12 protein-coding genes are annotated in these 14578 nt (G+C 42.6%); 6 read left to right on the forward strand and 6 right to left on the reverse strand.

Annotated features, from left to right (window positions below):
• Both NSQ50_RS01105 and NSQ50_RS01110 read left to right on the forward strand, forming a co-directional pair.
• Entirely contained in the window at window positions 1–1266 is a 1266-nt protein-coding gene (locus tag NSQ50_RS01105; protein WP_036687179.1) for a class I SAM-dependent methyltransferase, read from the forward strand.
• A gap of 3 nt (window positions 1267–1269) precedes the next feature.
• On the forward strand, window positions 1270–3855 hold the full coding sequence (locus tag NSQ50_RS01110) for a metallophosphoesterase (protein WP_076224806.1): 2586 nt from the start codon (window positions 1270–1272) through the stop codon (window positions 3853–3855).
• 213 nt (window positions 3856–4068) lie between these two features.
• Here the strand turns inward: NSQ50_RS01110 and NSQ50_RS01115 are convergent, their stop codons facing one another.
• From NSQ50_RS01115 to NSQ50_RS01125, 3 genes are all read right to left on the reverse strand, one after another.
• Window positions 4069–6450 carry a GH36-type glycosyl hydrolase domain-containing protein gene (locus NSQ50_RS01115; RefSeq protein ID WP_038568153.1) on the reverse strand — a complete coding sequence of 794 codons (2382 nt, stop codon included), beginning with the start codon at window positions 6448–6450 and terminating at the stop codon, window positions 4069–4071.
• Between the two features lie 213 nt (window positions 6451–6663).
• Window positions 6664–7272: a zf-HC2 domain-containing protein gene (locus NSQ50_RS01120; RefSeq protein WP_038568155.1), complete on the reverse strand. Its 609-nt coding sequence runs from the start codon at window positions 7270–7272 to the stop codon at window positions 6664–6666.
• Complete coding sequence (locus NSQ50_RS01125; protein ID WP_038568157.1) at window positions 7269–7751, reverse strand: RNA polymerase sigma factor; 483 nt, start codon at window positions 7749–7751, stop codon at window positions 7269–7271. The genes NSQ50_RS01120 and NSQ50_RS01125 overlap by 4 nt, the downstream gene beginning before the upstream one ends.
• A gap of 204 nt (window positions 7752–7955) precedes the next feature.
• Between NSQ50_RS01125 and NSQ50_RS01130 the strand changes: the two genes are divergently transcribed.
• Window positions 7956–8297: a nitrous oxide-stimulated promoter family protein gene (locus NSQ50_RS01130; RefSeq protein ID WP_036687189.1), complete on the forward strand. Its 342-nt coding sequence runs from the start codon at window positions 7956–7958 to the stop codon at window positions 8295–8297.
• 48 nt (window positions 8298–8345) lie between these two features.
• Here NSQ50_RS01130 and NSQ50_RS01135 read toward each other — a convergent pair whose 3' ends face one another.
• The 3 genes from NSQ50_RS01135 to guaD all read right to left on the reverse strand — a co-directional run bounded on the left by NSQ50_RS01135 (window position 8346) and on the right by guaD (window position 12455).
• On the reverse strand, window positions 8346–9497 hold the full coding sequence (locus NSQ50_RS01135; protein WP_038573993.1) for a glycosyltransferase: 1152 nt from the start codon (window positions 9495–9497) through the stop codon (window positions 8346–8348).
• Between the two features lie 202 nt (window positions 9498–9699).
• Complete coding sequence (locus NSQ50_RS01140; RefSeq protein ID WP_036687191.1) at window positions 9700–11052, reverse strand: uracil-xanthine permease family protein; 1353 nt, start codon at window positions 11050–11052, stop codon at window positions 9700–9702.
• 38 nt (window positions 11053–11090) lie between these two features.
• Window positions 11091–12455 (reverse strand): guanine deaminase, encoded by a 1365-nt coding sequence (gene guaD, locus NSQ50_RS01145; RefSeq protein WP_038568158.1) that lies wholly within the window; start codon window positions 12453–12455, stop codon window positions 11091–11093.
• A gap of 119 nt (window positions 12456–12574) precedes the next feature.
• Here guaD and NSQ50_RS01150 point away from each other — a divergent pair, with 119 nt between their 5' ends.
• The 3 genes from NSQ50_RS01150 to NSQ50_RS01160 all read left to right on the forward strand — a co-directional run bounded on the left by NSQ50_RS01150 (window position 12575) and on the right by NSQ50_RS01160 (window position 14387).
• Window positions 12575–13273, forward strand: coding sequence for a GyrI-like domain-containing protein (locus NSQ50_RS01150; protein WP_235219546.1), 699 nt, complete (start codon window positions 12575–12577; stop codon window positions 13271–13273).
• Window positions 13274–13388: 115 nt separating this feature from the next.
• On the forward strand, window positions 13389–13577 hold the full coding sequence (locus NSQ50_RS01155; RefSeq protein ID WP_036687195.1) for a hypothetical protein: 189 nt from the start codon (window positions 13389–13391) through the stop codon (window positions 13575–13577).
• An 87-nt stretch (window positions 13578–13664) separates the two neighbouring features.
• Window positions 13665–14387, forward strand: coding sequence for a GntR family transcriptional regulator (locus NSQ50_RS01160; RefSeq protein ID WP_036687196.1), 723 nt, complete (start codon window positions 13665–13667; stop codon window positions 14385–14387).
• The last annotated feature ends 191 nt before the right edge of the window (window positions 14388–14578 follow it).

The raw sequence follows: 14578 nt of genomic DNA on the forward strand, positions 1-14578 counted from the left end.
GTGGCTATTGTACAACTGAAATCTACGAATCCAAAATTCACTTTTTTAATTAAAAAAAATCCAGTGACAGGTATGCAGCTTCGTCCGGTTCGTCAGGGAGTGGCTTATGGATGGTATTCTGATGAGGCAACTTATAACGTTTATTTTAAGGATGCAGATAACGATATATCCTACAAGCAGAACGGAAGCGAGAGCTTTGAGTATTTAAATGTCTCCCGGTTTAATACACCTCTATTTCCGCTTAATGCGGTCAATGAGTTTTTCTCTACACCCTTCAAAGCCCAGGATGAACGGGATGCGGAAGGATATGAGCATTCTTTTTTCATTAATATGGTTCAGGTTGAGCGGATACACTATATTGAATTTTTCCAAAAGCATTTAAAGGGATATACCTTCTCCTTGCAGCATCAGGCACATAAGAGCTATTCACTGACGATTACCACACATAAAAGCTTGTATCACCTCTTGCATGTTGTTGGTGTGCTGTCCTTGTTCTTATCCATATTTGGGGATGAGTACATAGATATTTCGGATGCTATTTTGGATAAATATATCCGCAGCCTTAACGTCATTGATGCACCCTTTTATATAAGAAGTCTATTTGCAAGGAATTTCCTTACCTCAAAGGAACGGTTCAAGCGATATAAAGCCTCCATCGAACAAACGGACCAGTATTCTATTGGGCTGGAGTATGGCGGTACTGCGATGCAGCGGCGTACTTTTATTTCGAGTGTGCTTCCATTCAATAAGCCGATTCTGGACATCGGTTGCGGAGAAGGTTTCTATGCAATTCCGTTTGCCGGGAAAATAGAGAGTACCTATTATGCGGTAGATATAGCTGAGGAGCTGCTGGAGGTTGTGAATCGGAAAGCGAAAGCTAAGGACATTGATAACATTGCAACCTTTGGCTCACTGGACCATTTTCTGGAGTCGTACAACGGGGAGCAGGTTGATGTGATTCTAACAGAAGTTGTAGAGCACATGAGCGAAGGTGAGGCAGCAGAGCTTATTCAGCAAATAATCGGTAATGTGAATTTTCAACAGCTTATTGTGACCACACCGAATGCTGATTTCAATCGTTATTATGAGCTGGAAGGATTCCGGCATGAGGATCACAAGTGGGAAATGGGACAGCAAGCGTTCGGGCAATGGGTTTTGGATACGATTCAAGGTTTAGCAGTCGAGGTCGAATATTTGATGGTTGGTGACCGGGTTGGCGAGATCCGTACGACGCAATGCGCTATTGTGCGAAGAAAGGAGGAATAGACAGTGGAAATTCAAACGCGTGTACATACCATATTTCTGCTTGTAGGAGCAACGGAATGCGGGAAATCAACTTTTGCTAAAGAAGTTCTGATCCCGCAGTTAAAACTAGAGGATGCCTCCAAAGGTTTACGTACGAATGTGCAGTATTTATCCTCGGATAGTATCCGTCAGGAGATATTGGGCTACGACTATGATAAGTATGATCAGGTTATGCTGGAGGCGAGTTCGCATACCTTTCAATTATTGTTTGAGAGATTGAAGTTAGTCACTTCTTTTCCGATTAATGCGGAGTTTGTGGTGATGGATACCATTGGGCTATCCGAAGATTATCGTAGTAAAGTCCGTGAGATCGCCGGGCAAAATAATTACAATCTGGAGGTTATTCTGTTTGATTACCGCAAACGGGAGGATTACTACGCCTCAGAGCGCTCGAAGAAGCTGATCTCCAATCATTTAAACCGGCTCAGAAAAGAAGTCTTGCCTGTTCTGTCACGGGAAGGTTACAACAAGATTCATAAAGTGCGTGCTAAAGATTTTATTCTCGAGGGTGAAGGGATACCTAATCCGGACTACCGGGTGATTATACAGGATTGGGATACTTACGCATCTACGGTACTTCTACAAGCACAAGAGTATATTGTGGTTGGGGATGTTCATGAGTGTGTCGAAGAGCTTCAGGGACTATTACGTAATTACGGCTATCGGGAGCACGAAGGTAAGTTAAGTGCAACAGATAAGCTTAGTAACACACGAGTCATTCTTGCTGGTGACTGGATTGATAAGGGTAAAAAAACGCGGGAGACGATTGAGTTCTTATTTGATAACCGCGAGTATTTCCTATTTGTTATGGGCAATCACGAGAACTTTGTATACAAGTACGTAAAGGGGGAGATTCAAGGAACCGATCCGGAACTGCTAAGAACGTACTTTGATTCCACCCAAGTGCTTAAGGAGGACCCCGCGCTTTTTAGTAAATTTTCGGATTTAGTGGAGCAATCCCAGCCCTTTTACCGCTATATCGGTATGCAAGGTCCTTCTTTTTATGTTACTCATGCTCCTTGCCGTAATAAGTACATTGGTAAGCTGGATACGAATTCACTACGCCATCAGCGTAACTTTCGGCTGGATCGTGAGGTTTCCTTTGAGGAACAGCTTGATTTCCTAAAGCAAGAGGCTGTTAGTAATCACCCCTTTCATCTCTTCGGACATATTGCAGCCAAGCAGACTTTTCGGATCAAAAACAAACTCCACCTCGACACAGGGAGTGCGCAGGGGAATGAACTAACTTCTGTTCGCATGTCATTTAAACCTTTCTATAAAAGTCAAAAATCGCATGTGACTACGGTGCACGAAGAGCTACCTATCCTGTTCCGGGAAAAGCCAACCGTATCCTTGTTGGAGCTTGATTACGAGTCTGTGCGCAGACTGCAGTATTCCTCGCAGAACCGGGTCAACTTCATCTCCGGGACGATGTCACCTGCGGATAAGGATGTGGCTGCCGGTGAGCTTGAGTCTCTGCGAAAAGGGTTGGATTATTTTGCCGAGCGTCGTATATCTGAAGTCGTCCTGCAGCCTAAATATATGGGATCACGCTGTAGTGTGTACCTTTATCGGGATATAGAGCAGTGTTACGCAATTAGCCGGAACGGCTATAAGGTTCAGGCGGTCGATCTGACGCCTATCTACGAACAGCTGCTTCATAAATTCGGAACCTATATGGCTGAGCAGGGGGTCCGTGTGCTTTTACTGGATGGCGAGCTTCTGCCATGGAAAGCGCTTGGGGATGGGTTAATTGAGCGTCAGTTCCGGCCGATTGGCAAGTCGCTGGAGACAGAGCTGGATTTCTTAAGACAATATGGATTTGAGGAGTCACTGGGTAAACTGATACAGGATTTTGAAGCAAGCGGCTTTGAACAAGACCAGCACCATTTGTCGAAAGAGGCGCTTAACAACAACTATGGGTCTCATGTTTACCAGACTTTTAAGCATGTCCGTGACATAAGAGAATCGTATGTAGATCTTGACCAGCGTGAGGAAGCCTACCGAGTATACAAACAGCAACTGGAGTTGTATGCAGGTGATGCGGAATTAGCGTACAAACCTTTTGCAATCCTGAAGGAAGTGCTGGAGAATGGCGATGAACGGTTACCTGACGGCAAAACCTCGGAACTATACAGGTTCTTAAATGATGATGAATCTCTGGTTCTGGACTTGAAAGAGCCTGATGCTTACATCAGAGCAGAGGAGTATTTCGCAAAGATAACGGTAGAGAAACATATGGAGGGAATTGTAATCAAACCGGAGCAAGAACAGCAGGGGGTAGTCCCATACATGAAGGTCCGCAATCCGGGCTACCTGTCGATCATCTACGGGTACGACTACAAGTTTCCACATAAGTATGCCAAGCTGATGAAGCAGAAGAATATCGCTCCTAAGCTTCGTACGACCTTAATCGAACACCGGCTGGGCAGACAAATGCTAGAAGTGAAGCTGGATGAGATCTCGTCTGACAACGAGGACTACAAGCAAATTGCAGCAAACTTGTTATTCGAGGTAACGAAGGAGAAAGAGATCGACCCGAGGTTGTAGAGAATTGTTACAGGCGAAGAAACTTGGTTTGCCAATTATGAGAATGAGTTCAGGCTGTCGGGAAGGTCCCGGCAGTCTTTTTTTCGTCAATTGTATCCAGCTCAATCGCGGTCATAGAGCCGGAAGGCAAGTGTACAAGCCTCGTTCTAATTGTAAAAACAGGAGGACGCATCTTATCGGTCCGTCCTCCTATCTATTCCTCATAAATACGCCTTAACCCATAATAACGAGCACGTTGTTTTCTGGCGCCATTTTGGCCACCGGGATCAGGTTGCCTTGAATTTCTTCACCGTTAATAACGATATGGGTAACCCCTTTTTGTACACCCTTCTTGTTCTCCACCTGGATGTTCAGCTTCTTCCCACGGAATTCCCGGACCATGGAAAAGTCTGTCCAGTCGGAAGGAACACACGGGTTGAGGCGAAGGCCATCAAATTGCGGTTGAACCCCCATAATGCCTTCCACCAAGGAGACCATCACGGTTGAAGCGGTGCCGGTCAGCCAGTGGACATGCGCCCGGCCTTGATATGGGCTGTCCTTGGACTCGACAAACTGGCCATGTACATAAGGCTCGAGTTTGCGGATTTCGGCCTTATCGTTCATGCTGGCCGGACTGCAATTCAGGAAGTATTCGAACGCGCGCCCACCGTTGCCAATCATGGTTTCCGCCAGAATGAGCCATCCCTGCGGCTGGCTGAAGATGCCGCCGTTTTCCTTAGTTGAGGCGTTGAAAAGAGCCATCAACGCTACTGGCAAACCGTATTCACGGAACGGTGGGTAGAATAACATAGTGCCGTAATCGGTCCGCAGATTCTCATACACTTTGTCCATGGAGAGCTTCGCCTGATCCGGGCGGGCTGCACCGCTTAATACGGCCCAGCTTTGCGGATTAAGCCAAATTTTGGCCTCATCATTCTCCCAGGAGCCGATGGTATAGTTGTCTTCTGTAAATCCGCGGACGAATTGATCGTTCTCCCAAGCGTGCTTTTGAATGTTATCGTCCAGCTCATCAAGCAGGCCCTGCGCCCATTGAATGTCTTCAGGCTTGTTCTTATTTTGTGCAATTTCCATGAACACCTTGAATGCCATATACAGCTGGAATGCGACGAACAACGACTCGCCCTTCGCTCCAAGCCGTAGACAATCGTTCCAGTCGGCATGAAGCCCAACCGGCATGCCGTGTGCGCCCATACGATCCAGACTGAACTGAAGCGCCTGGCGCAAATGCTCGTACACAGTGCCCTCACCTTTATCCGAATAAGGGATTATTTCATCTGTAAAATCCCAGTTGCCACTTTCATTCAAGTATTTAATGACGGTTGGGAACAGCCATAAAGCGTCATCGGCCCGATAATGGGGATGACCAGTTTCCCGTACATATTCCGGATCATCCGGTGTGCCCTCATGCCCAGGATTGTGGTCAAATTTCACCAACGGAAGTCCACCGCCGTTGGAAACCTGGGCGGATATCATCAGTCTAAGACGTTCAAGGGCCATCTCATGATCCAGATGAATGATGCCTTGAATATCCTGCACCGTATCCCGATAGCCCAGTCCATTACGAAGACCGGAGTATTGGAAAGAGGCTGCTCGTGACCAGATGAAAGTGATAAAGCATTGATATGCATTCCAAGTGTTGATCATGTTGTTCAGGTTATCGCTTGGTGTCTGGACCTGGAAGCGGTTAAGCTTGCTGTGCCAGAATGCTTTTAACTCTTCGAGTTCTTTATCTACCACGGACAAGTCTTTATAATGGCTGAGAATCTCGGAAGCGCCTTTCTCATCATACTGTCCCAGTAGAAATGCGATTTCTTTCTCTTCTCCCGGCTGCAAATCTACGTTAATCTGCAGGGCACCGCAGGAGTTAGTATTGTAGTTTAATGAATTGGAGCATTGGCCGTTCTCCACAGAGGCTGGATTGCCATAACTGCGGTAATCGCCTAGGAACGTATCCCGGTCACCGTCATAAGCGGTAACTTCTGCACCTGCAGCGCCGAAGAATCTCCAGGTCTGTTCTTCGGGGGTGTTTTCATTGATGACTTGAAGGATCATATTATTTTTATAGTAGGTCCGTGAAATAAACAAAGTGTACTGAAGGTTGACGGTATCCTGCTCGTAGTTGTTATTGTTGGTTAATTCAACAAATCCGAAGAGAGCCAGCTTGCGTGCTTTGGAGTCATCATTGCGCACCTTCATGCGCCACACCTCGTAGGTTTTGTTCAGTGGCACATAATATAATGATTCTGTATGGATGTTATCGTAATCCGAGACGAGGTTCGTGTATCCGGTTCCATGATGGCATACGGACTTATATTGCTCCAGATCTTTACCCACAGGCTGCCAGGAGCCGGACCAATAATCCCCGTTCTCCAAATCTCTCACGTAAATATAGCGTCCGGGCTCGTCCTTAGAGTTGAAGTGGTAACGGATATGCCGCCCATTTGCGCCAGATTTTACAAAGCTATAACCGCCTGCGTTACCTGAGATGATCGCGCCATATTCCGGCGAGCCGAGGTAATTCGCCCAAGGGGCAGGCGTATTCGGCTTGGTAATGAGGTATTCCTTGTTTTTTTCATCAAAACAACCATATTGCATAACCATTCCTCCTATTAAGTGGTTAATGGGTCAATCTATAAACGCGCGTTCACAAAGGGGTGAAATATCCATGTGTAATTTTATTATAAGATACTTTTAGTAAATCGATAACCCTATATTTTAGCGAAAAAACGAACAAAAATGCTAACTTTTTTGGTAGGTGTAAAGCGAAAGACACCTTGAAAGGTGTCTTTTTTTATTTTTGCGGCATGTCTACTCCACTAAAACACCATTAACAAACGTCATAGTTTTATCTTTGAATTCAAGAATAAACTTGTTTGGAAAATCCAGATCGGTATGAATCTCCGTCCCCAACATAACTTTTTTTCCTACATCATCAAAGGGATTATGAAGTAAACCTCTAGGCGTATACCTAGTTTCAGAACCGATTACATTATTATTCTCATCGCGGATAAATTTAGTTTTTCCTGAGAACACGAGGTCCTTGCCATTTTCCAAAGTTAGATGAACCTCCAAACGATCCTTTGTCTTCTGATAATCTATGACTACATCTTTAGAGGATACAGGGAAACCGATAACAAAAAAACCAATAAGGGCCGTAGCCAGTATAAGTACCGATAAGACGGAAAAAATGAGAGTTTTTATATTCTTTTTTTTCACTTTTTTAAAATAATTGAGTTTGTTAACTTCCTCTTTATCAATAATAGGCACACTTAGATTTGCTGTGGCGGTCATTTCATTATAGGATTGAAGGCAGCTTTCACAGGATTTCAGGTGTTTTTCGATTTCTTCGTTACTATGTACAGAGGTTAGCTTTTCAATATAGGAAGGTAATAAATCCTGAATAATCTCGCATTTCATGAAGATCTTCCTTTCATCAATTTTTGTTTTCCACGGTAAAAGGTAACTCTTGCCCAGGTTTCATCTCTTCCAAGAATTTCGCCAATTTCCCGAAAACTGAATTCTCCGGTTAAACGCAGATATAATACTTCTTTGGTATTTGGATCAAGTAAATGAAGTTGTTTAAATAAATCCATTTTGTCCTGAGCAAAAATGAACTGGGATTCTGTTGAATTTGCGTTAGCCAAAGAAGCGTCTTCTAATTCCTCAGACTTCCGCTTGCGCTGCTTGTCCAGCTCCTGATACCACACATGTTTAGCAATTTGACAGAGCCATACGTATACTTTGCAGGTCCCATCGTATTTGTCTATCGATTTTATAGCTCTATAAAAAGTTTCTTGGGTAATTTCTTCTGCCAGCAAGTGATTATGACAAAGGCTAAATACGAATTTATATACTTGGGTTGAATATTCCCTGTATAATTGCTCGTTGTCCTGCATCCATTCACCTCCTCAAGTTATATATCCGTAAAAAGCTATAAACGTTACAAGTTTTTTTTAAAAAATTTGATTTATACAATTATCGCTTTCATCCCCGGTATGTGAGGGAATTAAGGAGGTTCAGCGTTAAGGCTGGTTTCACAGTAGGGTTACCCTTTATAATTACATGAGATCTTATTGTACAAGTTACAAGGGGGTTCATATATGATAACAAAGGTAAACCGGCAGTTAAATGAGGGTCCTAAAATTCAAAAAGAACAAGAGCTTGTTACCAAAATGATTCGTATATATTGTAAGAAAAAACATCATCATAAGGGGTTTTGTGAGGAATGTCAGGAATTAAATGAGTATGCGCTGAAGAGGCTAGCCTATTGTAAATTTGGTGAAGAGAAAACAGCTTGTGCCAAATGTCCTGTTCATTGTTACAAACCGGATTATCGCCAAAGAATTAAAGGGGTTATGCGTTTTTCTGGTCCGTGGATGCTGCTCTATCATCCCATTGAGTCGATTAGGCATATTCCGCTACCCAATAAATTGAGAAAATAAGTGAAAACCGGACATCATTTGATGCCCGGCTTAATGTGTTTTTAGATATCATTCTCCCAGTTTTTCAGCCTTCACCAAAATCTCTCGCAAAACCCGGGCAACCCGGCTTTTTCTTCTCTTTACTTTTACACTTATCCGTCTTAACGACTCTTGGTATACGGCGGTATCCTTGGGTTCATAGAGCTGTTTGGCGGCAATCCGTAACGTTCTTCTCATTAATATTGCTGATGAACGGGTTAACTTCGTTCGGTATCCTCTGCGCAAGACCCGTAAAGTATGTTTATACTTCTCTAAGTCTTCGTTTGGGGGAACAAGGGCGAACAGATTTAGGGAGGAGTCATTGAACCCGTAGCTTTTGAACATGATTTTTAGATTCTCAATATTTATGAGGTTTCCTCTGAAGTGGGTTGGATGTTCTTGGTGAACGCCGACAACTTCTTTGATGCTGTGAAAAGGGATTTTTAATCGATGCAGTCGATACCCAAGGTCCCAATCTTCGAGTCCATAGAGGATAAACTGTTCATTAAAACCTCCAGCACGAGTTAATTGGCTGCGTCTTATGGACACACAACGTGTGACGAGTAACATCCAAGGGGCTACATCTGTGCTGGCAAATTGTTTTTTAGTATTTGGAGGAACTCTTGAGGGAAAGGTGACTTTTGATAACGTCTCCGTCTGCTGAAGGATATCATTGGGTGTGATTAATGGGATGATTTCAGTCGCTGATTCGAAGTCGGGATTCCATAAGTTAGAAGGCGAAAGTGTATTGCGGCAATGCTCTTTTTCTTCAGGAGAAAAGTCTGGGTAGTAGTGGGTATAAGCGTCATCCCATGAGTGTGGAATACCTGAAATTATGGACTTAGGATATTTACGGTGATACTGGTTTACGATCCTAATGAAGTCAGGGAATACTAGAAAATCCGCATCGCAGAAGATGACGTATTTCCCTTTTGCCTGACTCAGCCCCAGATTTCTCACGGCAGAACGGCCGCGTTGTTCCTGCTGAGCGACATAAATAAGCGGATAAGAAGTTTGAAAGCTTTCGACCATTTCCTTGGTACCATCTGTAGAACCGTCATCTGCGACGATCACCTCGAATCGATCCTTGGGATAGGTCTGTGTCTCGAATGAAGTGAGTGTAAGTAGCAGCTGCTGAAGTCGGTTATAGGTTGGAATTATGATGCTGTAACGGATAGCCAGAATGATCACCCCCACCATTTAATAAAAGCCCTTGAATAGGATAAATAATAACAATATATTCAGGGACTTTAGCCTGGTCTAGTCAAACGCCTTTAAGGATCGAAATAGGCAGTGGACAGGGGCCAATATGGGATGATCTTTAAAAAAGACAGCCCCTAAAGGAGATCTATCGATTCCTTTAGGGGCTGCTCCTTTTTATTTTCTATTTTCCACTAGGTAATAATTTATTCAATAAGATCGCTGCCAATGAAGCAGCTAGGATAGGTGAGCCTAATAAATACTGCACGAATGTAGGTAAAGAGTTCAAGTAGTCACCAGGAATGAGTACCAACGCCAAGGTGATGATCATAGGTAAGGCAATAATGTACATTTCTTTTTCGCCGATAGTTACATTCTTCATTACTTGCACACCATTAATTGCGATGATGCCGCAGATGATGGCGAAGACGCCGCCGATTACAGCGGATGGAATGGAAGAGATCAAAGCGGCGAGTTTACCAGAACAACCAAAGAGGACAAACCATCCTCCTACAGCGAGAAAGACCCGGCGGCTGGCAACACCTGTAATGGAGATGATCCCTGCATTAGTTGAATAACCTGTAACAGGAGTCGAACCGAGCACAGAGGCAATAAGACAGCCAATTCCTTCTCCAATTACGCCGCGGTTAATATTTTTGTCTGTCAAAGGTTTATTGATTACATTGCTGACCGCAAACCAGGTGCCTGTTGTTTCAGCCAGCAGCACGATATAAATAATAACCATGGTGATAATAGCTGAAAAGTTGAAGGAAAAGCCGAAATCAACAAAAGCGATCCGCGGCATGCTAAACCATTTAGCGTTGCTTATCGCTGAGAAATCTAAAACGCCCATAATATTAGCGGAAATACATCCGACTACTAACGCCATCATTACGGAAAGAATTCGGAAGATAGATCCTTTATTACGGAACAAAGTACCGAGAATCACAAAAATAAGCAGTGTAGCGCCTGAAATAAGGGCTAATAATACGTTTTGATTAATTGAAGCGCCGGAGGCTCCGTAGATATTATCTCTGATCGCAACAGGCAATAAAGATAGACCTACAATGAAAATGATTGTGCCTCCTACGATAGGTGGGATAAAGTTTTTGACGATTTTATTAAAAATTCCAGCATAGCCCAAAATAATAACCAGGATGGCCCCGATTAAGCTGGCACCTAACACGGAGCTCCAACCGAGCTCCCCGCCACCACTAGCCGCATAAATACTGACGATCGCACCAAGCGGAACATAAGAAGGACCTTGAGCGATAGGCAGCTTCATACAGAAATAGGTTTGCACAATCGTTGCAAGTCCTGCGGCAATAAAGGTGGATTGGATTAACGCGCTGGACTGATTGGGTTGTAAGCCGATTAACATCGCAATAAGGAATGGCACTACATAGACATCCATAGCCAATACATGTTGAAAACCGAGAATGACGGATTTACTAAATGAAACTTTTTCATCGGGTAGGACAGTTAATAGCTGTGATTCCAAATGTGCTTGCTCTTGTACGTTTGCTTGTGTTTTCACTCCGATGCCCACCTTAAGTTTTTTAGTTTAATTAATCTTTAACGCGAATGAACTTTTTCACCCTGTACCCAGACTTCACGGATATTTTCAGGCCGGGCCAGATACATTATCTTTTGAAAAATATCTTGCAAATCCTCATTCTCATCAAAGATGGGCAATTTCGCCGACGGTAATTTCGTATCAATAATTTGAACATCCCAGGTATAACCTTCTAGTAACCGGCCGATAGGTAAGCTTAAGCTTTCCCCGCCGCCAGCGGTAGCAAGATAAAAGGATTCATGGATCGTAATCCGTGATCCGGGTACTCCGCGATTTGGTGCAGACAGGGAAGGATTCACACCATCCTCCAGCATTCTTGAAGACATTACGGCTTGTCTAATGTTATCGAAGAGACTAGGTGAAAAACCTCCGGAAATATCAGAGCCTAAACCAATCTCCACGCCTTTGGCATGGAAGTCAGCGATCGGAATAACACTATTGGCAAAATACGCGTTGGATATCGGACAATGAGCAATAGCTGTTCCTGTCTCTGCAAACAAATTCACATCATCTTCATCTAAAAAATTACAATGTGCCATTACAGATTTATCACTGAGCAGACCAAAATCATGCAAGGCAAAAGCATCGTTTTTCTGGAACCGTTCTTGCACATAACCGTGCGCCCAATCACTTTCACTACAGTGCGATTGAACATACGTATCATATTTAGCGGCTAGTTCTCCCAAGCCTTGTAAAGCCTCATTAGTGCAGCTTGGAATGAACCTTGGTGTCACTACTGGATATACGCCTTGTTTAGTAGATTTAGCGAGTTCTTGTACAGCTAGTATAAATTCTTCCGTATCCACTAGTGCGGTATGGGTGTCGGAGTCGCGGTAATTCTCAGGATTTCCCTGCGGATCGTCCATAACCACTTTTCCAACGAGTCCACGTTGCCCTTTTTCCGCACATATTTTAGCCAATAATAAACTGGCCTCTTTATGCACCGTTGCAAAATAAAGTGCTGTAGTTGTTCCGTTTGCGAGCAAAGTGCCAACCACGTCATCGTAGACTTTTTTTGCAAAAGCCAGGTCCGAGAATTTAGACTCCAGTGGGAAGGTATAAGTATTTAGCCAATCATAGAGTGGAATATCTAATGCAGTTCCAGATTGAGCCCATTGTGGCGCGTGAACATGCAGGTCGATAAAGCCGGGCAAAAAATACTGGCCTTCAGCTAATACATGAAAATTGTCCTGACCTTGATAAGCATCAAGCAAGGGTTGATAGTCGGGGTGCTTCGGTGCAACAATCATTTCTATCATCCCATCCGTGTTGATACAGAAGAGATGGTCCTTTAAAATTTGAATTTCTTTTGGGGATAGGCTAGAAAATGAAGTGCCTAGGAATATTTGCATATATTTTCTCATGATTTCCGCCTTAATGTTCGTCTTTTGGTGTGCATTCGTTATTATAATCCGTGAAAAAGGATAAGTCCAGACCAAAAGTCGAATAAAGGCGTAATTGACGGATAGGAGGAGCGGAGGAATTGAAACCGAATATGACGCATAGACGTCATGTTCGCTATGCTAGAATACAGAAAAAGATAGGGGGAAGCAAAATGCCAAAACATGAATATAGAAAGCATGAAAAGGAGTTATATCAACCCAAAGCTAAGCCGCAATTATTAGAAGTTGGGAAACAGAAATTCATCTGTATAAAAGGTAAAGGTAATCCTAATCATGAGGATTTTTTAGAAAGAGTCGGGGTTCTATACTCTCTGTCCTATGCGGTGAAAATGATGCCTAAAAATGGATTTACTCCGGAGGGTTATTTTGATTATACGGTATATCCACTCGAAGGATTATGGGATTTGACAGAGGAAGGTAGAAATCACAAGGATTTAATAAAAGATGAATTACTATATACAATAATGATAAGACAACCGGATTTTGTAACAAGAGAGACGGTAGAAAGAGCTTTTGAGATAGTAAATAAAAAGAAACCTCACCCCCTATTGAAAGAGGCATATTTTGATGAATTAGAAGATGGCTTATCGGTGCAAATCTTGCATATTGGTTCATATGATAGTGAACCTGAATCATTCCAACAATTAAAAATGTTTATAGATGAAAACAATTATGTGCTAAAAACGCTTGTTCATAGAGAAATTTATCTGTCGGATGCTAGAAAAGTAGAACACGATAAGTTGAAAACCATTTTAAGATATAGAATTAATAAAAAATAGCAGGTCGGCTTCGATTCCTTTACGGTTATAGGAAATGAATGCGGTTACCATCTTGTGATATAATAGATGAAATCGATCGATAGTTTGAGAAAATTGGATTAGGAGTGTTGCCTGGATGAGAAGATACAACATTTGGCGCCCGTTGATGTTAATTATTGTTGCTGTACTTACAAAAAGCTTGGTCACTAACCTGTGTATTTTGTTTGGTATGCAGGCTGAATCAGCAAGTAGTATGGGGACGCTGGGCATGGTCATTGCCGGTTTAGTGATGTACAATCGCATGACAAATCGCCGACGTAAATAAGCTGGCCGGATAGATTATAAACGTCTGGTTATTATGTTATAGTAAAGATTGAAATAAAACTTGTATCGACCTGAAAAGGAGTACTTCATGACACAGTTTGTCTACAAACAAATTATTGATGACTTAAAAATGAAAATTTTTGCTGGGCAGTTTCCCGACATGAAATTACCGGATGAACGAACGCTTAGTGAAACTTATCAAGTGAGTCGTAGTTCTATTAAAAGTGCTCTGACTAAAATGGCAAATGCCGGCATTATTTTTAAAAAGCGTGGCTCAGGGACATTTATAAATCCTTTATACATAAAAAATGAATCTATTTTTAACTACGAAGGCTCTAATTTAGGTGTCACCGACAATTTTCAAATGAATGGGAAGAAGCCAAAGATTAAAGTTCTGAAATTCGAGGTCATTCCACCAACGGAAGAACTGCAACGGGATCTGTTTTTAGGACCACATGATTTTGTATACAAAATCGTTCGCTTGCGTCTTTTTGATGATGAACCCTTTATGATTGAAACGGGTTATATCCCAATCAAAATCGTGCAGAACTTAAATCAGACTATTATTGAAGGATCTATCTTTAATTATTTGGAGGATTCACGGAACCTGGCGGTAACCAAATCCTTTTTATCGATATCCGCAGAACCCTCTGAGGCTACGGATCAAGAGCTGCTGCATTTGCAGGCGAATGAACCAGTAAGCATTATGGAAGGGATTTTCTTTTTAGATAATGGCACACCCTTTGAATTCTCCCATATGCGCTTCCACTATAAATACTTAAAATTTAATACCTTTGTGTCCGTTCATTAAAAGTAAGACTGGGGAATTTTTCTCGGTCTTATTTTTTTTATTTTGCGCAAAATAGATGAAGGACGAGTAGCAAATATCCCCGCAAACTACAGCCCATATTTTTACATATATATTAATATTGACGTATTTTTACAGACAATTGACACCGTTTTTCATACTATGTTCATATTTTCACAAAATTGGACCGTATC

Source organism: Paenibacillus sp. FSL R10-2788, assembly GCF_038003885.1.
In the GTDB taxonomy this organism is placed as follows: Bacteria; Bacillota; Bacilli; order Paenibacillales; family Paenibacillaceae; genus Paenibacillus_AQ; species Paenibacillus_AQ odorifer.

Bases quoted from the DNA above. Each gene is read 5' to 3' on its own strand.
- NSQ50_RS01115 (WP_038568153.1), bottom strand. From the start codon at position 6,450: ATGCAATATGGTTGTTTTGATGAAAAAAACAAGGAATACCTCATTACC.
- NSQ50_RS01120 (WP_038568155.1), bottom strand. From the start codon at position 7,272: ATGAAATGCGAGATTATTCAGGATTTATTACCTTCCTATATTGAAAAG.
- NSQ50_RS01125 (WP_038568157.1), bottom strand. From the start codon at position 7,751: ATGCAGGACAACGAGCAATTATACAGGGAATATTCAACCCAAGTATAT.
- NSQ50_RS01130 (WP_036687189.1), top strand. From the start codon at position 7,956: ATGATAACAAAGGTAAACCGGCAGTTAAATGAGGGTCCTAAAATTCAA.
- guaD (WP_038568158.1), bottom strand. From the start codon at position 12,455: ATGAGAAAATATATGCAAATATTCCTAGGCACTTCATTTTCTAGCCTA.
- NSQ50_RS01155 (WP_036687195.1), top strand. From the start codon at position 13,389: ATGAGAAGATACAACATTTGGCGCCCGTTGATGTTAATTATTGTTGCT.
- NSQ50_RS01160 (WP_036687196.1), top strand. From the start codon at position 13,665: ATGACACAGTTTGTCTACAAACAAATTATTGATGACTTAAAAATGAAA.